Annotated in this window: 23 protein-coding genes and 1 tRNA gene; 5 read left to right on the top strand and 19 right to left on the bottom strand. The window is 47.1% G+C overall.

Annotation, left to right across the window (positions count from 1 at the left end; translation table 11 throughout):
• Positions 1 to 50 precede the first annotated feature (50 nt).
• A complete protein-coding gene (locus tag ACJJIM_RS05455; protein WP_444912618.1) occupies positions 51 to 1,154 on the top strand; it encodes a 3-deoxy-7-phosphoheptulonate synthase in 1,104 nt (367 codons plus the stop codon).
• A gap of 188 nt (positions 1,155 to 1,342) precedes the next feature.
• Here ACJJIM_RS05455 and ACJJIM_RS05450 read toward each other — a convergent pair whose 3' ends face one another.
• The 7 genes from ACJJIM_RS05450 to ACJJIM_RS05420 all read right to left on the bottom strand — a co-directional run bounded on the left by ACJJIM_RS05450 (position 1,343) and on the right by ACJJIM_RS05420 (position 7,053).
• On the bottom strand, positions 1,343 to 1,834 hold the full coding sequence (locus tag ACJJIM_RS05450; RefSeq protein ID WP_444912617.1) for a GNAT family N-acetyltransferase: 492 nt from the start codon (positions 1,832 to 1,834) through the stop codon (positions 1,343 to 1,345).
• 137 nt (positions 1,835 to 1,971) lie between these two features.
• The gene (locus ACJJIM_RS05445) at positions 1,972 to 2,460 is read right to left on the bottom strand and encodes a GNAT family N-acetyltransferase (protein ID WP_413665117.1); all 489 of its coding nucleotides are present in this window, start codon (positions 2,458 to 2,460) and stop codon (positions 1,972 to 1,974) included.
• Between the two features lie 241 nt (positions 2,461 to 2,701).
• A complete protein-coding gene (locus ACJJIM_RS05440) occupies positions 2,702 to 3,208 on the bottom strand; it encodes a GNAT family N-acetyltransferase (RefSeq protein ID WP_413665116.1) in 507 nt (168 codons plus the stop codon).
• 154 nt (positions 3,209 to 3,362) lie between these two features.
• The gene (locus ACJJIM_RS05435) at positions 3,363 to 3,974 is read right to left on the bottom strand and encodes a DUF998 domain-containing protein (protein WP_413665115.1); all 612 of its coding nucleotides are present in this window, start codon (positions 3,972 to 3,974) and stop codon (positions 3,363 to 3,365) included.
• A 1,094-nt stretch (positions 3,975 to 5,068) separates the two neighbouring features.
• Complete coding sequence (locus ACJJIM_RS05430) at positions 5,069 to 5,587, bottom strand: MaoC family dehydratase (protein WP_413665113.1); 519 nt, start codon at positions 5,585 to 5,587, stop codon at positions 5,069 to 5,071.
• Between the two features lie 30 nt (positions 5,588 to 5,617).
• Entirely contained in the window at positions 5,618 to 6,145 is a 528-nt protein-coding gene (locus ACJJIM_RS05425; protein ID WP_413665112.1) for a MaoC family dehydratase, read from the bottom strand.
• 56 nt (positions 6,146 to 6,201) lie between these two features.
• Entirely contained in the window at positions 6,202 to 7,053 is an 852-nt protein-coding gene (locus ACJJIM_RS05420; protein WP_444912616.1) for an HpcH/HpaI aldolase/citrate lyase family protein, read from the bottom strand.
• A gap of 279 nt (positions 7,054 to 7,332) precedes the next feature.
• Between ACJJIM_RS05420 and ACJJIM_RS05415 the strand changes: the two genes are divergently transcribed.
• Positions 7,333 to 8,532, top strand: coding sequence for a CaiB/BaiF CoA transferase family protein (locus tag ACJJIM_RS05415; protein WP_444912615.1), 1,200 nt, complete (start codon positions 7,333 to 7,335; stop codon positions 8,530 to 8,532).
• Between the two features lie 5 nt (positions 8,533 to 8,537).
• On the opposite strand, the gene ACJJIM_RS05410 is transcribed toward ACJJIM_RS05415, so the two are convergent.
• The 8 genes from ACJJIM_RS05410 to ccmA form a co-directional block, all read right to left on the bottom strand.
• On the bottom strand, positions 8,538 to 9,137 hold the full coding sequence (locus ACJJIM_RS05410) for an IMPACT family protein (protein ID WP_444912614.1): 600 nt from the start codon (positions 9,135 to 9,137) through the stop codon (positions 8,538 to 8,540).
• A complete protein-coding gene (locus tag ACJJIM_RS05405) occupies positions 9,100 to 9,684 on the bottom strand; it encodes a DsbE family thiol:disulfide interchange protein (protein WP_444912613.1) in 585 nt (194 codons plus the stop codon). The genes ACJJIM_RS05410 and ACJJIM_RS05405 overlap by 38 nt, the downstream gene beginning before the upstream one ends.
• 15 nt (positions 9,685 to 9,699) lie before the next feature.
• Positions 9,700 to 11,691 (bottom strand): heme lyase CcmF/NrfE family subunit, encoded by a 1,992-nt coding sequence (locus tag ACJJIM_RS05400; RefSeq protein ID WP_444912612.1) that lies wholly within the window; start codon positions 11,689 to 11,691, stop codon positions 9,700 to 9,702.
• Entirely contained in the window at positions 11,688 to 12,137 is a 450-nt protein-coding gene (locus tag ACJJIM_RS05395) for a cytochrome c maturation protein CcmE (RefSeq protein WP_444912611.1), read from the bottom strand. The genes ACJJIM_RS05400 and ACJJIM_RS05395 overlap by 4 nt, the downstream gene beginning before the upstream one ends.
• An 87-nt stretch (positions 12,138 to 12,224) precedes the next feature.
• A complete protein-coding gene (ccmD, locus tag ACJJIM_RS05390; protein WP_444912610.1) occupies positions 12,225 to 12,467 on the bottom strand; it encodes a heme exporter protein CcmD in 243 nt (80 codons plus the stop codon).
• A 1-nt stretch (position 12,468) separates the two neighbouring features.
• Positions 12,469 to 13,212 carry a heme ABC transporter permease gene (locus ACJJIM_RS05385; protein ID WP_282933518.1) on the bottom strand — a complete coding sequence of 248 codons (744 nt, stop codon included), beginning with the start codon at positions 13,210 to 13,212 and terminating at the stop codon, positions 12,469 to 12,471.
• Positions 13,213 to 13,226: 14 nt separating this feature from the next.
• The gene (gene ccmB / locus ACJJIM_RS05380; protein ID WP_282933519.1) at positions 13,227 to 13,940 is read right to left on the bottom strand and encodes a heme exporter protein CcmB; all 714 of its coding nucleotides are present in this window, start codon (positions 13,938 to 13,940) and stop codon (positions 13,227 to 13,229) included.
• Entirely contained in the window at positions 13,927 to 14,601 is a 675-nt protein-coding gene (gene ccmA, locus ACJJIM_RS05375; protein WP_444912609.1) for a cytochrome c biogenesis heme-transporting ATPase CcmA, read from the bottom strand. Before ccmA ends, ccmB begins: the two co-directional genes overlap by 14 nt.
• Before the next feature lie 298 nt (positions 14,602 to 14,899).
• On the opposite strand from ccmA, the gene ACJJIM_RS05370 reads away from it, so the two are divergent.
• On the top strand, positions 14,900 to 15,592 hold the full coding sequence (locus ACJJIM_RS05370; RefSeq protein ID WP_413665103.1) for a 2OG-Fe(II) oxygenase: 693 nt from the start codon (positions 14,900 to 14,902) through the stop codon (positions 15,590 to 15,592).
• Between the two features lie 339 nt (positions 15,593 to 15,931).
• Here ACJJIM_RS05370 and ACJJIM_RS05365 read toward each other — a convergent pair whose 3' ends face one another.
• Entirely contained in the window at positions 15,932 to 16,111 is a 180-nt protein-coding gene (locus ACJJIM_RS05365) for a PA3496 family putative envelope integrity protein (protein WP_108735213.1), read from the bottom strand.
• A gap of 410 nt (positions 16,112 to 16,521) precedes the next feature.
• On the opposite strand from ACJJIM_RS05365, the gene ACJJIM_RS05360 reads away from it, so the two are divergent.
• Positions 16,522 to 16,597: transfer RNA gene (locus ACJJIM_RS05360), tRNA-Arg, on the top strand.
• Between the two features lie 301 nt (positions 16,598 to 16,898).
• Here ACJJIM_RS05360 and hdeA read toward each other — a convergent pair.
• From hdeA to ACJJIM_RS05345, 3 genes are all read right to left on the bottom strand, one after another.
• Positions 16,899 to 17,327 (bottom strand): acid-activated periplasmic chaperone HdeA, encoded by a 429-nt coding sequence (hdeA, locus tag ACJJIM_RS05355; protein ID WP_282933522.1) that lies wholly within the window; start codon positions 17,325 to 17,327, stop codon positions 16,899 to 16,901.
• Between the two features lie 338 nt (positions 17,328 to 17,665).
• Entirely contained in the window at positions 17,666 to 18,346 is a 681-nt protein-coding gene (locus ACJJIM_RS05350) for a hypothetical protein (protein WP_444912608.1), read from the bottom strand.
• 379 nt (positions 18,347 to 18,725) lie between these two features.
• Complete coding sequence (locus tag ACJJIM_RS05345) at positions 18,726 to 19,226, bottom strand: HNH endonuclease family protein (protein WP_444896639.1); 501 nt, start codon at positions 19,224 to 19,226, stop codon at positions 18,726 to 18,728.
• Positions 19,227 to 19,489: 263 nt separating this feature from the next.
• On the opposite strand from ACJJIM_RS05345, the gene ACJJIM_RS05340 reads away from it, so the two are divergent.
• Positions 19,490 to 20,188: a hypothetical protein gene (locus ACJJIM_RS05340; RefSeq protein WP_444905826.1), complete on the top strand. Its 699-nt coding sequence runs from the start codon at positions 19,490 to 19,492 to the stop codon at positions 20,186 to 20,188.
• The last annotated feature ends 388 nt before the right edge of the window (positions 20,189 to 20,576 follow it).

Here is a 20,576-nt window from a genome sequence, read left to right as displayed (position 1 = left end):
ACCACCGACTATACCGACAGCACTTCCGTTAAGAAGAGAAGGACAATTTTATGTCTGACGTTCCAGCTATTCTGAGCGCACGGACTCATATGAAACTCCCGGGTAATGACGAGCTGATCCAAAAAATGCCCTGCCCGTCTGATACCGCTTTAGCGATCGAGCGAACTCGCCACCAGGTTGCCAGAATACTAAGCGGTGAAGATGACCGCCTACTGGTTGTAGTCGGTCCGTGCTCAATTCACGACCCTGAAGCTGCGCTAGACTATGCGCAAAAACTGTCCGAAATTCAAAACCAGTTTGAAAGCAGTCTTTGTCTTGTCATGCGTACATATTTTGAGAAACCGCGTACCACCGTAGGCTGGAAAGGTTTTATTTATGATCCTCATTTGGATGGCAGCGCCGATATGCATACCGGGCTCACCAAAGCCAGGGAGTTATTGCTCAACATCAATGCTCTGGGACTAGGTACTGCCACTGAATTCCTGTGCCCTCTGAATGCACTCTACATAGCAGACCTGATTTCCTGGGGAGCTATCGGCGCTCGTACCACGGAATCACAAACACACCGGGAATTAGCCTCTGCACTTCCCTGCCCTATCGGATTTAAAAATAGTACTGACGGAAATGTCAAAGTTGCAATCGATGCAATTCAGGCAGCTCAATCTCAACAGATATTCTGTACCACAACCCACAATGGAAAACTTGAAGCTATTCAGTCTACAGGCAACCCTAACTGCCACTTAATTCTTCGTGGAGGAAGAAGGCCCAATTACCATACTGAGGACATAGAACAGGCGATATCTCAGCTTGACTATGCATCGCTCCCCACCGGCATTATGGTGGATTGCAGCCACGGCAACAGCCAGAAAATACACACCAATCAAATGGGTGTTGCGGAATCTCTCTGCGATCAAATCAGTACAGGGCAAAGAAATATTTCAGCAGTAATGATTGAGAGCTTCCTCGAAGAAGGAAGCCAAAAAATTTGTCCCTGGGACAAAATGACTTACGGACAATCGGTTACTGATGCTTGTATCGGCTGGAAGGATACTTATCAGGCGTTAGAGATGCTTTCTGAAGCCGTTGTCAGACGCCGCTATCTATTTACCACCTCTCACAATATGGAAATAGAATTAAATCAAGGTGCTATGTAATAGTATTACAGGAACATTTAAGTTGCCAATCCCCCGAGGTGATAGCGGCACTGGCAACCAGTGCCAACTTTTTTAGCCTCTGGCCCAGATTCTATTTGTAAGTAATGCAGCCCAATAGGTACGACCTAAATTTTCAACGACCCAAGAAAGAAACTAAGAAAAACACAACAAGGTTCAATTTATTTACTTTAGAGCGTAAGAAACATTTCATGCCAACTCAAGCCACCATGAGTAGAATCAGACTTACCTTGATGAATAAACCCACATTTAGAATACATACCAACAAGTTCATCTTGACATATCAAATAAATTCTCTTTTTTCCTAGCTCACTCATAGAGCTAATAAAGCTGCTCAAAAGCTTATTTGCCATACCCTTACCCTGATATTTGGGGTGAACCACCAGGGACATAATAACAATATTTTCCCCGCTCGAATCATGCCCCACCAGATCTTTAAACTCTTCATTAGACAATTCTACGTTGTGAGCTGCTCCTGAATTAATAAAACCTATAACTTCCTTATTATTCTCTATAACAAGAAAACCTTCGGGGTAAGTCAAAATTCGCTTTAAAATCTTTTCTTTTGTTGCTGCCTCGCTTCCTGCGTAAGATACAGATTCAATCTCAAAGCACCTAGCTAGATCCCTCTCATTCGCAGAGCGAATATTAATTTCAGACATCCTTGAGCAAAACTCCATGTTCATAAACCAAAATAAAGGTATCCCTCCTCTCAAAGGTACCAGAGGGCATACTATCAACAGTTATATCAACCTTACCTTTCGTAGTATATAGCCTTCAACCACTAGGTTATATTGAACTAAACTACCTTAGCCATAAGATAGACATCAGCATACTCACCATTTCGAAATGCATAATTTTTTGCAGTGCCTTCGACCTCAAATCCATACTTCTTATATAGACCTATAGCCTGTTCATTATCAGTATAAACCTCTAACTCTATACGGCGAACGGCAAGCCAGTTAATAGATAAGTTGAGCATTGCCTCTAAAAGCTTTGAGCCAACCCCACTCTTTTGATGCTCTTCACTTACTGCCATACCTATATTTGAGACATGCTTTCGCCTTGGATTCGAGAATACCTCCATTCCAATTTGACCGACGATCATCCCATCCAGGACAGCTACGATGCTATAAAAGTTATCGGGGATATTCCCCAGAAACTTTTCCCATTTATCTATTGAAGGGTATGGGACTTGAAGTGTTCCCGCATAGCAGGAAGACTGAGCATATATATCTTTAATTTCAGGAATATCTTCTTTTCTACTATGTCTAATTTCTATACTCATGGACCCACTCTCGTATCACTTAATATAAATTCTACCTGCTTATTAATTTCGGTAGAGATAACTTTCCTATTCTGACGCATATCCACAACCACGCCCCACCTGAATAAAGTTAGCGTCTCTCAAAAGCTGGATACGCATTTGCTCGTATATTCATTGTCATGGCTATAGAACATACAATCTTACTCGTCCGCCCATTTCTATCTGTAAAACGGTGGAAGGTCCATCGCAGTACAGCTGGCAGTTAAGCTCGAGCCGAGAATGCTTTGTGATATACAACCTCTCCGCTTGGAAAATCGTCATCAAACGACAGTGCCTGGAAGTACTCTACGGGTACATCAGGTAAAACCAGTCCTTCGACAACTTTGAAGCCAAAACGCCCGTAATAAGTAGGCTCCCCCAGTACAACGCAGCCTGCCGCACCTTGTTCTTTGAGGTCAACCAGGGCGCTCCGAACAAGCTTTGAGCCAACTCCTCTGCTCTGATACTCAGGTAGTACTGAAATCGGCCCGAGCCCGAACCAGTTGGCGGAGCCATCAGAAATAACAACTGGAGAAATGGCAATGTGGCCTATAATATCTTCATCCACTTCAGCCACCTTTGATATAAATAATGCGTCAGCTTGGCGAAGGGCCTTCACGATAAACTGCTCAGAGTGATCAGTATGCGGAGCATCCCGAAAAGCCAAGGTAGTGACTCTGTGGATTGGCTCAATATCTCTTTTACCCTCTTTGCGTATCTGAATATCCAAATTTTTCTCTCTCTAATTTTTTTAAACTATTTTCCCAGCTTTGTTATATTGAAATTTTTCTTTAAATTGACACTCTTTCTATCTCCCGCAAGTAGATTACTTTTTGAGTAAATTCCTACGGTTCTTTATTCATCTGATTTGATACCTTAACGCATTACGTAACAGGCATAGAATATGACGCAACTTGTCCATGCACCTTCTTTTTGGCCGACGATGAAAGCTGATAAGCTGCCAGGCCATACCATATCAAAGTAACTGCCACCCAAATCCTTTGTGTAACTCCTTTGTATTCAACAGGCATATATCCGTAACTAAAGAACCAAAAGAAAGCAACGTGAATCAAGGTTACAAGTACGCATAAATCCTGGAATTTCTTTGAGATATAATAATTGCGCATCTCTAAAGCAAATATTACAGGAACAACCATTAAGATACTTGTTAGCCCATATACATCATGCAATGGACTATTCATAATAAAGAGCCCCGCAAAAATCCATGTCACACCAAATGCAAACATCGTTAAGAAAGTAAATTTAGCCTTTACGAGAGACAAACAAGCCAGTGAAAATATACACATAGAAAGACCAATCAATATATCTGTAAGCCTATGTGAATATGAAAAGAAAGGTGACTCCAGAGCTAGCTCACTAATATGCTGAGTCACAATACTATAGCCTGGCAAAAACAACCCCAAGAAAATATTATACAGTGCAAACACAGGTATCAGCATTGCCTGCCTAATGAATATCAAATCCCGATTACCCAAAACTCACTCCATCTTGTAGAAAAATTAACATCCACATCTCAGACAAGCCAGCGCTACCTGACTGCCCAATGCAGGCTCATGTGATCGAAAAACACGGCATCAGCTTATCAAGTAACACCCTACATTGTGACGTAAAGTTGCCGAGAATACGCATGACAGCGATTTATAGCCAATAAGGCATTTTCCAGGATACTCTCTTCAACACTATTGCCAAATAAGAGCGCGTACCTAGAGTTCTCCGAATCTTGTATTTTGAACTCGTACTCAATATCGAAGTGCTCAGCTAAAATATCCTCGATATAATCGAGATGATCCCAACTGAAAAACTCTAAACACATGCCAAAATCTGGATCACAGGAAATTCTAAGTTCTTTCAATAATGTCGATCTATCAACCATAGTCACTTAATGCCAATCACTCATGGAGAGGCTCGAAGCGCTGCCCCCAGAAAGCATGATAGCCTTAGTACTTACCAGATGCATTCTTCTTAACAGGCACTTCTGATCTGTAGTACTTCATATGTATATTTATCTAATTCATCTTCATTTGAATAAATATCAGGGTAAACTACCCTGTGCTCTTTTATCAATTTGAAAATCTTACACGTGGCTTTCTTGCTTTCACTATCTACAGACGGTAAGCACCCATCACTAATCATGACAAATGTGTCAACTGACATTCGCAGCATCTCTGAGTCACTGCATAACTCCCTTTGTCTGTTCCTACCTACTGAGTTAAGATATTTATCTTTAAGGGTATACAAAGAAGCTATTTGTCACTTTGTACAAAGGTACCCCTAAAGACATCTTACAGCCGCACAATATACCAACATTTTCCTCGTTTTGACGACATACGTAAATCTGCATAAATCAATCCGTTTACACAGATTTTACAATTGATGTAACTATTCCCTTGAAGTATTAGCAACAGGCGGGGACGGTACAGCCACTATTTAAAATAGTGTAAGCAGGGATATACTAGGATACTCTTTTCGATCCATCGCTATACTAGAAAGCTTCTTGAATTTTACTACTTGCGCTATACCACTCTCGACAATCCAGAGTAGGAAAAAAGCGCCTGGCTAGGCTGCGAAATCAGTATCCAGCAGCCTTATAGGGACCAAAGTTCTTACGATAAACAAGTAACGTTCGCTTGTAGGCGCAAACCCATTCACCATGTTGATTTTGAGCGCGGGAATATATGCTAAGCAACCCCTGTTCAGGCCTTGATTTTGACTCCCTTTTGGAAAGTATCTCAGATTCGAAGTATAAAGTATCTCCCACATAAACTGGCTGCAACTCACAGTCACTCATCTCCAAGTTGGCTACAACCTTTCCAAACGTCCTAGTTGTATGCGCCATTGCGCTTAAAACAAATGTCTCCAATACTCGTTGCCTATCACCATAAACTCGACGCGCATATACCTTATCAGTGATAAACGGGCTGAGATCGAATGAGCGAAGTGCATAGTCGACACAGCTAGCTTCAGTGAAGGTTCGACCTGGACGATGCTCGAATATTTGCCCCACTTCAAAATCTTCAAAGTCTATTCCGACCGTTTCTATATAAACGTTATCTTCTACTTCCCGCAAAAAATTAAATGACTCTTTCATTGAGGTCACCTAAATATGGAAAATGGAAACTTAGTAGCCGTTCGCAGAGAAAGGCAGGTGATTGCGTTTGAAGATCAACATGTCACACTGTATTTCGCAAATAGTCTTCTTGTCTTGATTCTTTCCAAATATAACAATTTCTACCAGCCCCGCGTCGTCATACTCACTACCTGCCTGGACTTCGAGAACCTTACTCTCAGAATACAAGGTATCACCGCCATAAGCGGGTGCCACCATGGAAATTTTTCTCCAACCAACAATTTTTTTCCTTCGATTGTAGGTCTTCCAGATCAAACCCATTAGCTGTTGAACCGCTAAAGTAGTATCGATTAACGGCTTACCGAATTCAGTTTGGGCGGTGTAACACTCATCAAAATGCAGCATGGCTTGATTTAAGGTCTTGATGCACTCTTCCTTATTATCGTGCTGGCTAATGGTAACGCCAGGCCTATGGTGAAAAACCTGCCCTACCTTAAAGTCTTCAAAATCGAGACCGTAACGCTCTCGATAGCGATTTTTACCGGTTTTTATATACGCAGGAAAATGATAGCGGGGCATAGAAACCTCTTGCCTTACCGTAAGGCTCCGGTGAGTTTGGCTCTGCTACAGTACGGTCACAATCCCTTCGAGGCCGCCACAGTTTTCAGTGCCCGCTCAACCACGGGCATATCCACCATCTGTCCATCAACTACAAGAACTCCACCATGATTTTCTTTATAAGCTTTCAGTACTCGCTGAGCATGAGAGAGCGCCTCACTAGATGGTGCCAACCCTTGGTGAATCGGTTTAATTTGCTTTGGATGGATGGCTATTTTTCCAGAAAACCCCAGGGCGGAGACCCTCTGTGTTTCCTCAATTAGGCTTCTTTCATCATCCAGCTCCAAATAGGGGCCATCTACAGCATCAATGCCTGCAAATGCGGCAGCCTGAACCAGCCGCCCCCTGCCATATAAAAGAGCATCCCAGCTCATATCTGACCCCACTGTTGCACTGTAATCAGCCGCGCCAAAGGCCAAGCAAACCACCTCCTCTACCTGGGCAATACTCAACGCATTCTCCAAACCTTTTGGGGATTCAATCAGGGCTATTATTCGAATCGTTTTATGGGAGGGGGCCATAACCTGGCAAAAACCAATCACTTCTTCTGCTGATTGAACCTTGGGAAGAATCACAACATCTGGCAGTTGCGGCAGATCTAGCAGCATCAACATATCCTTGATGCCGCAATCGCTGTCGAGCTGGTTGATTCTCAACGCGCGCTGAGTGGGAATAATATCCTTTCCTATAAAGAAATTGACCACCTGCTCCCTTGCAGTATCTTTATCTTCCAGGGAAACGGCATTTTCCAAATCCACACAGGCAATATCGGCTCCGCTGGCCATTGCTTTTTCATAGCGATCCGGCCGGGTCGCAGGGACAAACAGGACGCTGCGAAAATACTTGCTTCTCTTAGTCGCACTACCCATCTGGCGGCACCCTCTCAACAATTTGACACATAGCCGGATATCCGTTCCCGGTGCCCTTCTCCGCACCCGGATTCTGAACAATCCAGTAGCTCACCAAAAGACTAGCAACTCTGTATTAAATCGCGACACTCACCTTCATTGAGCCCCGCCTGTCAGGCAGGTCACTAAAATACGAGTGACCAGTTATCCCCAATATTTACCAACCAATCCCACCGAATTTACAACTCCTGTTCTATGCTGAGGGATACGGCGTATCTATATTTAGTGGAATTTTCCGACATGTTACCTCTCGCAGGCTTGCGGATTGTCGCAGTAGAACAATATGGTGCAGGCCCTTTTGGCACCTTATATCTGGCAAATCTGGGAGCGGAAATCATCAAGGTCGAAGATATCTCCCACGGGGGGGATGTAGGCCGTACCGTAGGCCCTTACTTCTTGGAAAATGAACCTGGGGATAATAGCAGCCTTTTTTTCCAGGCTTTCAATCACAACAAACGCAGTTTATCCCTCAACCTGTCCTCTCCCCAAGGGCAGGAAATCTTGCACAAATTAATTCTTAGTGCAGATGCACTGACCGACAATCTACGGGGAGACGTACCGGGCAAGCTGGGTATTACTTACAAAAAACTGGGAAAGCTGAACCCCAAGATCGTTTGCGCCCACTTGACTGCCTACGGCCGCAGTGGCGATAGGGCCAAGTGGCCGGGATATGATTACCCCGTGCAGGCAGAGGCAGGCTATTTCAAGCTAACTGGTGAACCTGACAGTCCACCTGCCCGGTGCGGCCTGTCCCTGGTGGATTTATCCACCGGGGTGGCTCTCGCGCTGGCCGTTGTTTCTGGTGTACTTAATGCCAGGGAAACCGGCAAGGGGCGAGATATCGATGTCAGCCTTTTTGATAACGCTTTATATAATTTAAGTTATGTGGCCATGTGGCAGTTAAATGCGGGGCACAACCAAAAGCGGGTGCCGCGATCAGCACACTTTTCCCTAAGCCCTTGTCAACTTTATAAGACAAAGGACGACTGGATTTACCTGATGTGCAATAAGGAAAAGTTCTGGAAATCCCTGTGTCAATGTATTGAACATCCGGAATTAGCTGACGCACCCAAGTTTGTAAATTTCAGGGAGCGCAGGAAAAACCAATCGGAGTTAACCGAAATACTGGATGAGATACTGTCAAAAAAAGATACCGCAGAGTGGCTGAAAATTTTAGCTGGCCAGGTGCCAGCCGCCCCGGTATATGACGTTGAGCAGGCGCTAACAAACCCCTTTGTTTCCGATACCGACCGCATCCAAACAATACCCGGTGATCACGGCAAGGATATTAAAATACTGGCGCCGTCAATTCGCTGCGATGGAGAGATGGTTAATTTCAAGCGGGCACCTACCCTGGGAGAGGACACCAAGGATATCCTGGCTGAGCTTGGCTATTCCGGGGCAGAGATAGCCAAGCTCGCCAAGTACGGCATCATTTGAAAGAACTATTGATCATCGAGAAGCTGAAAGCCCTCTGCCAATAGTTGCGCCTGCAATTGCGACCACTGATCCTGGGGGAGTGAAATTGGCACGGTGACATCACTGGCATATTCCGCCTGCCCACAACTCCCCTGGTGACGCCCTACCAAAAAGCGCAGGCGAGCTTCCTGGGCAAAATCACAGCAAACCGAAACATGCATTAGGGGAACAAAGGGCTGCAACGGAATATCTTGCAGCGCGGCACCTACCGCACCGCGATAGGCGCGCATCAAGCCACCCACCCCAAGCTTGGTACCACCAAAATAGCGGGTCACTATAGCGCCCACATTACCGACACCCTGTTTCAACAGCAATTCCAGCATTGGTCGCCCCGCGCTACCACCGGGCTCGCCGTCGTCATCTGCTTGCATTACTTCCGGGTTGGAAGGGTTGCCGATCACCAACGCGGTACAGTGGTGGCTTGCATCGGGATATTGAGCGCGGACAGTTTCCAGCTGTTGCTGAAAAGCCGCTTTATTCTCTACTGGCCCCAGCCAACAAATAAAACGGCTCTTCTTTTCTTCTGTCTCACTGACAACGGGAGATGAGGGAATCTGATAACTCACCGACAATTTCGTCCCAGCGCTGTTTTTTTAATTTTTCGTACAAAGGCTGGAGCTTGGTCTGCCAGACTTTATTGTCGACAACGCCAACGTGTTTGCAGCGAATAGTCCCCTCGGAATCCACCAGGAAAGTTTCCGGCGCACCGAAAACACCGAGGTCCAGAGCCAAACGGCCATCTCTATCGGCGAGGCTATACAAGTAGGGGTTGTGGAATTTCTCCAACCACTTGATTGCTGCCTCATCCTCATCTTTGAGGTTAACGCCCACGATCGGCACACCCTGCTCAGCCAGAGCATTCAAATAGGGGTGCTCTACCCGGCAAGCTACACACCACGTGGCCCACACATTCATCAAATGCGGGCCATTGGGAAGATCTTTCTTCTCTACAATTTGGCTGTTATCCGCCACTTTTTGCAAAGAGAATTCCGGCACAGGTTTATTCAGCAGGGCCGACGGCATTTCCTGTGGGTCCAGGTAGAGGCCCCGCCAAAATAACAAGGCCAGCACGACAAATATTACCAGGGGCAAAAAGAGTTTGAGTCTAGACATTATCCTTTCCAACTATTACGCCGTAGCAACATTGCCTGTAACTTCTATATCTACAGGTTTAGCGGCTTTCGCTTTGCGATAGCGCTTATCCGCTACAGCAATAGCTCCACCAATCGCCATCAAAAGCGAGCCCAACCAAATCCATACCACAAAGGCTTTGTACTGAAGTCGCACAGCCCAATCACCGCTTGGGTTAGACCTGTCCATCGGCTCACCGAGGGCCACATAAATATCGCGGAAGAGTCCGGTATCGATCGCCGCCTCTGTCATGGTGTTGCCACCAGAGAGGTAATTGCGTTTCTGGGGATGCAGCTCTGCAACCGGCTTCCCGTCCTTGCTGACATGCAATACACCTTCAAAGGCTCGGTAATTAGGCCCCTGAACCATACGAACACCGTCAAATTTGAAGTCGTAACCGGAAACCTGGAAACTGTCCCCAGCACCCATACGCACATCTTCCTCAATACTGTAAACGGTGGTCAGTACTACCCCCAACACCGAAACTGCCAGGCCGATATGTGCGATATGCATCCCGTAGTAACTGGCTCTCTGACGCTTAAGGCCGGCAAAGAATGAGCTGGAGTTGCGGGTTTTAGCCACGATATCAGCGATGCTGGAAGCAAAGACCCAGATACCAATAAAGATTCCCAGCGCCGCTCCCCAATGGAAATCTCCCAGGGCCAGGGTCCACAGCAACGCAACTACCAACGAAGCGACAAATGGCAAACGCCATGCGCTCAGGAGTTTGTCCCAGCGGCTGTCTTTCCAGTTGGCGCGCACGCCCATCCCCACCAGCAGGCAGAGAACAACCATCAGTGGCACGAAGAAAAGATTAAAGAAGGGCGGACCCACACTCACCTTGCCCCAGTTCATGGCGTCGGCCAGAAGCGGGTAAAGAGTACCGGTCAAAACCATGCCCATAATCAGCATCAACAGAATGTTATTGCCAAGCAGGAAGGTTTCCAAAGAGCGGAAAGAGAAAACGCTACGGGCGCTGACTGTCGGTGCGCGCAGGGCAAATAACAGCAGCGAAGTGCCGACAATTACAGCCAGGAAGCCCAGAATAAAGCTGCCTCGCAGTGGGTCAGTAGCAAATGCATGCACCGAGGTAATCACCCCTGAGCGCACCAGGAAGGTGCCGAGCAGGCTGAGACTGAAAGCGAAAATCGCCAGCAGGATAGTCCAGCTCTTAAACAGCCCACGCTTCTCAGTTACCGCCAAGGAGTGCATCAAGGCAGTCCCTACCAACCAAGGCATCAGGGATGCATTCTCAACCGGGTCCCAGAACCACCAGCCACCCCAGCCCAGCTCGTAATAAGCCCACCAGCTACCCAGGGCAATACCCAAGGTCAGGAAGCCCCAAGCCACAGCCGTCCAGGGTCTTGCCCAACGGGCCCACACCGCATCCAGCTGTCCACCGAGCAATGCCGCAATAGCAAAAGCAAAGGCTACTGAGAAACCCACATACCCCATATAAAGCAAGGGCGGATGGAAAATCATACCCGGGTCCTGCAACAGCGGGTTCAGGTCAGAACCTTCCATCGGCGGGAATGGCAGGGTGCGATCAAATGGGTTGGAGGTAAATAGAATAAACAGGAAAAACCCGATCAGTACAAAACCGAGTACGGATAAAACCCGCGCGGAAAGCTCTGGGGGCAGCTGCTTACCAAACAGCGCTACTGCCGCAGCCCAACCAGCCTGAATCAAAAGCCACAACAGAATGGAGCCCTCATGCCCACCCCATACAGCGGTAACTTTGTAATAAACCGGCAGGATACTGTTGGAGTTCTGTGCTACGTAATTAACCGTGAAATCACTTTGCACAAAAGAAGTGGTCAGGCAGGCAAAAGCGATCAGAACGAACGCAAAAATACCCAGAGCCAGCGGACGCCCCGCATCCATCCACACAGGGCGCGATGAATAGCTACCGGCCATCGGCACTGTTGCGAGAGCAACCGAAAGCAGCAAGCCGACAATTAACGCAAAATGGCCCAGCTCAGGGATCATATTTTCGCTCCATCGGAACAACCTTCATGGGAAACCATGGTGTCGGCTACTTCAGGTGGCGTATAAGTTTCATCGTGCTTGGCCAGAACCTGGTCCGCACGCAGAACACCGCTTGGCATCAACTGGCCGGTAATCACTGCTGCTTCGCCTTCGGCAAATAGATCCGGCAGGATTTTGTCAAAGACTACGGAGAGTTGAGCCTCGCCATCAGTAATCACAAACTGGACTTCCAGGCTATCAGTAGTTCGCTGCACACTGCCCGGGACAACACAGCCTCCCGCGCGAATCCGCTTTTCCACCGGGACTTCACCCGCTGCAAAGGCCTTGGGGGCATAGAAATAATCGATATTGCCGCGCATCGCAAAGGCTACAAAACCTACTGCTGCACTGGACAATACCACCAGGACAAGTACGAGTATCAGGCGTTGCTTGCGTACAGGGTGCATTGTCTAAGTCCTACTCCATAACTATTTAATTCTATTGCGCTGATAGGTTCTCCATCGCCCTATCCACTGGAACCCGGCAAATTGAAATTAAGCCGGTTCCTCTGCTGTTTCTTTCTTTGTGGTTACTGTGCGCTCACTCACTGCCTGGCGGCGGCGCTGGGCAATTTTCTGCTGTCGCACCAGCTCTGCCTTCAGGCCGCGGCGGGCAATGTAAGGGTAGAGAGCCATCCCCGCGAGACTCAGGAAAGTCACCGCGTAGGACACCCACACAAATACACCGTGGCCGTCCATCGTCAGGAAATCAGCCAGGTTGGCAAATTGAAACTCCACTTTATCGACCTCCCGCCAGTTCTTCCTGTACCCACTTGGTGCGCATCTCGCGCTTGAGCAGCAGAGTGCGGGTGTGAGTCAGCAGGGTCCAGGCATACATACAGTAGAAACCGATAATCATGGTCAGCAACGGGTAGAACATGCTCGGATCAATACTGCTGGATTCGGTCAGGCGAATGGTCGCGGGCTGGTGCAAGGTAAACCACCAGTCTACGGACTTGTAAATAATCGGGATATTCACGGTGCCCACCAGGGCCAGCAACGCAGAAGCTTTGTCGGCGACTTGCTCCCGGTTCACTGCGTGGGTAAGTGCCATAACGCCGACATAGAGAAACAGGAGTATCAGCATTGAAGTAATGCGGGCATCCCATACCCAGTAAGCACCCCAGGTAGGTTTACCCCACACAGCACCGGTAAATAGCGAGACAAAGGTCAATACCGCACCGATCGGCGCGGCAGCGCGCATCACGGCAAAGGAGAGCTTCATCTTCCAGATCAAGCCGATAGCACCGCTGATCGCCATAATGTAGTAACCGGCCAGAGCCAGGAAGGCGGCGGGTACATGGATAAAGATAATGCGGTAACTATTGCCCTGCTTGGCATCTTCTGGGGCAAAACCTAGGCCCCAAACACTGCCTACAGCGAGCAATACAACACTAGCCAGCGCCAGCCATGGCAGCCAGGCTTCAGTTTTTTGATAGAACCAGCGGGGCGAACCCAGGCGGTGAAACCATTGCCAAGCCAAGAAAGACCTCCAAATCAATTATCCAGGCTAATACGTATTGCACCCGCAGCAGCGAGTGGCGCCAGTGCCGCAGCAGCCGCTAGGAGTGCTGCCAATATCGCCAGTTGGGCGCTGTAGGCATAGCCATCAATTGCCGCCTGTACTGCGCCGGTGCCGAAGATTAGCACGGGCACATACAGCGGCATAACAATTAGTGCCAAGAGCAAACCGGGGCGGCGCAAGGCAACAGTGAGTGCCGCACCAATGGCCCCGATCAAACTCAAACTCGCAGTTCCCAGCAATAGGGAAACCAGCAAACAAACATAACCATCCACGGGCAGATTCAGCATTAAGGCGAGCAGCGGCGACAGCAATGCCAGCGGCAAGCCTGTGGCAATCCAGTGCACCAGGGATTTTGCAAGAACCGCAAAATAAAGCGGTTGTGGTAACAGGGTGAGCTGCTCCAGGGTGCCATCTTCGAAATCACCTTTAAAAAGGCTTTCCTGGGATAGCATGGTGGACAGTAGAGCCATTACCCAGATCATGCCCGGAGCCATCTTTGCCAGAAGTTCGGGCTCAGGTCCTACCCCTAACGGCAAAAGTGCTAAAACCGTCACAAAAAACAATAAGGGGTTGGCAATATCTGCTCGTTTTCTCAGCGCTAAGAGCATTTCAATCCGGAACAGCGCCATAAAACCGGGGCCACTGCGCACTTCGCTCACCGGCGTTTGGACATCAACTGTCGACATGCTCTCCCCCAAAATCCTCAAAAGGCTCAGAGACTGAATAGTCAGACAAATTAACCTCACTGAGTCCGGCTAATGACAGAGGTTGGTGCGAGGTCAGCAGAATTGAACCACCGCTATAAAGATGGACCGCCATTTGCTCTTCCAATGCAGCAACACCCACAACGTCGAGGGCGGTCAGTGGCTCATCGAGTATCCACAATCGAGGGGAATCAGGTAGAAATAATCGCGCTAGGGCAACACGGCGATTCTGGCCGGCGGAAAGGGAGTGGCACAAGCTGTCCTCAAAGCCGGTCAGGTCGACTTTATCGAGCGCATTAAGCGCGTCCTCATGGTCAGCACCATACCAGGTGAGGTTTTCCAGCGGAGTCAGGCCACTACGCACTCCGCCCCTGTGCCCGATATATAGTAAGGACTCACGCATCGCCGAGAGCGATTGCGGGTAGGCGGTATCACACCAAAGGATCTCTCCAGTGAAATCACTGCTACTGCCAATCAAAGTGCGTAGCAAGGTCGTTTTACCCGCGCCATTACTACCTTTGATTTGAATTGCAGCGCCGCCTTGAAGAGAAAACTGAAGGCCCTCAAACAAGCGCCGACCATCCCTTTCGCAGGCGAGATCTCTCACTTGCAGCACAACTTGGGACTTAGGGGTCACAGACATTCCAGGATAAAACCGCTCTGACAAATCTGAACGGCATTATACCGGCACCAGCGCTAATTGCATTGTCTCAGCGAGCAACATTTTAGCAACCCTTGATCTTTCGCAAGAATGCCCACTGATTCACACTGAAAAGCGCTATTTAAATTGGCACTGAATTATAGTTTTGGTATTTTCACACCGTCGTGAGATTCAGTACCTGTTTCTCGCTGTACCCTCAAGGAAGTGGGTAATCTCAGAAGTCGACATAAAGCTGGACCCCCAAAAGGGCCAATTCTTCTGCTCGTAAGGATGCGTGTCTATGAACAATCTCGCCACCCATATCGATCCCTGGCTCGACGCTACTACTTTGATTGGCCAAGAAAGCCAGATTCACCAACAGCCATTTCCTTTCTTCGTTGCCAAGAACTTGCTGGCCGAGAACCTGATGGCATCCTTTATCAAAGACTTCCCAAAGCTTAAAGGGGCCGGCTACCTTCCCTACGATAGAAGCAGTTGTGGCACCACAATAAATGAACTGATTGAACAGTTTAGGGCTCCGGAATTTGCCGATGCTATTGGCAACAACCTGGGTATTGAGAATCTTTCTCAATACCCAACCTATGTTTCCATTAGCCGTACACTCAAGAAACGCCACGGCCGCATCCATACCGACGGACAGTCAAAAATTGCTACCGCCCTGCTCTACCTGAACCCGGAGTGGTCCTTGGACGGCACAGGCTGCCTGCGCTTCTTAAAAAGCGGCGATAACTTTGAAGATACCGCAGCCCCAGAGGTAAAACCTTCGTACGGTACCCTGGCCGCATTTAAGCGAGCCGATAACTCGTTCCACGGACACTTGCCTTTCGAAGGTAAAAGATTGGTTATCCAGGTAGCCTGGTTAGTCAGCGATGCTGACAAAAACAGAAAGGCCAAGCGCGGCAAATTAGCTTCAAAACTCAAGCGTCTGCTGGGCTGGTTTGGAGGCAACTCTGCAGCCACACAAAATATGTAGCTACAGCCAACTCAATACCTACGATAGAGCCCGCATCCCTTACGGGCTCTGTACATACATACCTTCTTCCCTATCTCCGTAGCACCCATTGCGAAAATAATAAACCTAACAACTTTAATTAGTGGAAAATACAATACAGGTAAACAGAGCCCAACAATTTAAAAACACAGAGAAGAGCCAGGGGAAAATAGAGGTGACTTGGGCAGGAAAGGCAAATTTTCAATAAAATCTATTAACTACGCAGAGTACAGTTTAAGCAATCCTATTTTTAGATTACTTTAATTTATTATCTGCACCCTGCATAGCTGGCTGTAGCCGTTAAATTTTCAGCATATTTCGTTAGTCGAAGTCATAGTCCATTAATTCACGCCTTAAACGCTTTTCCTCCAATTTGTCTTCTACCATTCGACGTGCGTCGCGTGGTGGCTGAGAGGTAGCTTCCTTCAGCACTTCAGTTGCAATTTGTGGAATACCCACATTATCAAAATCTAGGCGTCTTTCGTTAACGTGGCCGCTCATACGAAACTCCATAATCTTGATTAGAGAAAGCAGAAATATCCTTATCGCACCAAGGGTGCAATTGCAGGTTATCCAGCTCAATCAATCGTGGTCAAGCAATAATTTATCAAGTGGAAATGCGGCTTTCACGTCAAAACTTTCCAACTGATCCCCGAACAAAGCTATCCGCAAAAATCGCCATTTCGAAGTCAAAGTAGCGAAGAAAAAAGACAGATTTATGAAGGTTTTTCGAAAATTTTAAGAAAAGGGAACGACGGGAATAGCAGTAACCGAGTGGCGCCAATGTTACCCTCAGTGACACAGCAAATTGGTACGATTTGATGGAAGGTGAGTTAATGGTGAAAAGCATGACATGACACAGGGCTTTCCACAGGCTAGAATAGCGCCGCTCTTCAGCAGTGCTGACACCCGCCCCCGTCGGTTAACAGGATAAACCACGGACCTCCTAAGTCCGGACTGGTGGTTCGAGTCCACCCGGGGGCGCCATACATATCAAGGCAAATTAGCAAACGCCTGCCTTTGCCGAATGCATAAACAACGCCAGGAATAACCCAGCCAACAGCACCCCACCCCAGAAGAGCCTGGTAGAGCGGCTAATTGTTCTCCCGCGCCTGGCTTCGTTTCTTACAGTCTTTCCCATATCACAAATCCATTTGCCTACTTTTCGTCCATTCACCATAAATACTAACCGAAACCATTTCGCTGGTGAATCTCCATCTCAGGATAGACAAAGCCCGGCACAAGCCGGGCCCAGAACAATAGCAATGCAAGTATTGACGAACAGCGCCTACTGGTTAGTCCCGTTTGTGCCACTGCCACCATTACTATTGTTCATCTGAGTGCCATCCTGCATTTTTTTCTGCATCTTCATCATCTGCTTTTCAGCTTTGTCCTTCTTGTGGTGCATCCCCACCTTGTGCCACTCATCTTTGAACTTAGCCCAGAAAGATTCTTTTGGCGCTTTGGTGCAGGCGGTAATCACCATCGGCGTCACTTTTTCTGTGCCTTCAATATCCAGCATATCCCCCTCTTCCGTGCCTTTCTTGGCGTAGGCGGCAGCCCAATAAACTGCTTTAGGCTTGAACTCATCGTCGATAGCCAGGAAATCCGCACAGGTCCAGTCTTTCGCCGGCTTCTTGGGATGGTTATCCGCGAAGGCAGCAGAAGCAGCAAGACTGGCAATTACCAAAGGAAGAATGAACTGCTTACTTTTCACAATTAGATCTCCAAAATATCCAGGGTTATCACCCCGTGAATCAATTGCAGGTAATGTGCAATCCGCTCGCTACCCGCGGGCCGGGGAGGACTGGCCGGCAAGTCACTAAAATGACTGCAACAAACAGCGAGGCAAGGAATAGCCCCAGATTCACCAGCCTTACGACAGCGGAAACGCAAGCCAAGACACTGAATCAACGAATGCTTGGCCCATTGAAAGGATAGACGCATTTTTCATTTTTTGGGGAAAATCAAAAACACTTTCTTACCCACTTGCATACAAACTTTATTGTCCAGACGCATTCCATGTGAAGAAGCAGGCTTTACCTATATACACCTTTAGCTATTAGCGCTCGGAATAGAGTTTGCTGCCTCCCATTTTTGACTGTGCCTACCCAGCCTTAGCAAAGAGAAACCTAGCCAAATAAACCAGACTATTTGGGAAATTCCGAATATTTCTGTAAAGATATCGTCCGGATAGATAGTCGCAATTCCCGCCACTCCCACTAGCACTCCGATAAAGTTTAATGGCCGAGAAAAAAGTCCAATTTGCAATGCAGCAATGCTAATTAGCAGAACCCAAAGTCCACCCACCAACTCATTGCCACCACCAAGACTTTCAACCATCAAGTATATTATTCCCCAGGTATCGAAAGCCTTCTGAACACTGACCTCCATAAGCCCCAAAGCATAGGCGAGCCCTATATTTGCGATCATACCGCTCGCTATGACAAGGCCCACCCAGACTGCTCCAAACAAGGATGCCAATGCAGCAATCTCCCTCCTCTTACTTTTTAGCTTTTCATATAAGCTAACTACCACACAGCCCAGTAATATCGCAAAGACCAAGTACATTAGGGTATAGGCAATATTAAAAATCAGTTGATTTTCTGCCAAGAACGTCATTTTTTCTATGGGGCTCCCATCCGATGGAAAAGACCAAAAAGCACCAAAGAATACAAAAGCACTAATATAAATTAACCCCATGCCAAACGCTGACATACCCGCAACTCTATCCATAGCTCTCCCCTATCATCTTTTAACTCAATTCAATGCCCGTAAATATCGCTTCAATTATGTAACCCAAGGAAGCCAAATTCGTAACACCCCACCCTATCTAAGCGGCAAGTAATCGCAGAAATGAATATTCAGCAACAGAAGAAAATCACAGTGCTTTAACCGAAGTGTACATTAATGCCATTTCTGACTAGCGTTCATACCAGAACATGTAGGTTAGGTGGATAGCTAAATATCACTATTGCCAACTAACCCGAAGGAGATAATAGGATGGGGAGCAAGGAGTGAAGGATCTAAATAATCCGGAGATCAGTGATTTCCATCAGGAGCCGATTTACTTAAAAATCAGCTCAATGTCAGTTCTAACGTTAGAGTGTCGTATTCAGTCGCCAAGCCGATACTTACGGGCCACAACCTCAAACTGACGAATATAAATGGCTTGGGCTGGCTTATAGGGCGGCAGCCACTGATCGGGCCCTTTATCTCCCTTACTGCGATTGTGGCCATCATCAACCAGCCACAAATTTGCAGGGTCTTCTGCAAAAGCTTCGCGCTGCTCCCGGCTCCAGCTAGCACCACCGTACTTATGAGCCCAAGATAGCGGTACTATATGCTCCACATCCAGATCCGAAGCTTTTTCAAAAAACTGTCCCGTATAGGGGTCCATCCACAGGCCTGTAACCACTGTACAGCTCTTCTCATTGCTGAAGGCAACAGGAGCCAAAGAGAGACGGATCAATAGCTCCTGGCGAGTATTCTGGCAATCACCATCGACATCAGACCACCGTGGCAACCACTCACTGCGATCATAAGATTGAGGGGTTACTTCATAACACCCGCTGAGGGTCAGCATGGACACTATTAATAAAGACTTGAGTCGCATAAAGCTAAACTGCGGCTAATTACTGCTGGGGGAGCATTTTGATTATAGCTTTGAGCTCCGTCAAGAAGCCAATCCACTTTGACATGAGCACAAATCGGTACAAGTGTGCTGTATCCACCCACTCCAACGAATGAATATCATTAAGCTAATATACGACTGAAAAAATTTAGATGGTTAAGAAATCGGTATGTAGTAACAATAGCTATCCCCTATACTACTTAAAGGTCGAGAACCATTACAGCAAGGATATAAGAGGCAGAATAATGAAGTTATCTTTAGCACTAATTTTCATCACACTTCTTTCTGCCAACGCTTCATCTCAAGTCAACATCCCTGGCACCACACTCCAAGAACGGATATTTGAACTAAATCCCCCAGTAATAGATTCACCCACGATGTCCTTTTCGGAGATTAGACAGAATATATTAAAACTCAATCAGTTTATTGGTGGATACCCACCCAGTTTTACAAATGATAAAGAAAGAGAGTTGATCTATCGAAAATGGCTTGTATTAGTTTCCGAAGCAGAAGCTTTTTACACAGTACATAATGGCTCAGAAGAGTCGCTTTACCTGCTATCAGAACTTTACCGACAGGGCCACAACATGGATGTAGAGGGTAGCGCGGAAAAAGCATTCAATAACCTAAGTGCGTGTCTTCACACTTTTAAAAAGTCCGTGATGTGCAACTTTTCAGCATCCTATTTCTACCTGTCAATTGACCCCGCATACTTAGACAAAGCAGAGCTAAGCTTATCCATACTAAAAGAACATTTTAGTCCCAATCTTAACAGTGAGGTCGAATCTGGTTATGTATTCTTGCATATCTATCGCCAAGACATCCCCAAAGCAAAACAGCAAATCGACTTCTTTATCCAAAAATTCCCCAACTCTAGCAGAGTCGCAATGTTTGAAAACATAAAACAAAATTTAGGCGATACCATAGAGTGGAAACAACATTAACCAATGCCCTTTTATAACTCAGGAGCAGCACAGCGCTTCACATTAAACGGCTCAATAACTAAATCGCCGGACACTACCTATACGTCACTTTCCGAGCGATGTCTTACCCTCTAGGTTACTTAACAACATTAAGCTATAGAAAGGAGGACGTAGCCCCTTCATTGTACAAGTGTACAGGCATTCAACCACATATAGCACCTCAACTACTTCGGTTAGCAGTTATTAACCTAGCGGCTACAGTCATGGCCTAACTTCTATCAAATACAAAATACTTACCTGAGGCGAATACACTTGTTTTAACAACTCTAAACATCCCATACAGAATGTCATTGAACGAATCTACAAGAAAATACAATGACCCGTCTGGTAAGATCAAAACCGCTTAGGT

Source organism: Microbulbifer maximicatervae (SeqCode), assembly GCF_052467615.1.
The sequence above is the reverse complement of the archived record's forward strand: the minus strand, read 5'-3'. Positions and strand labels throughout refer to the sequence as shown.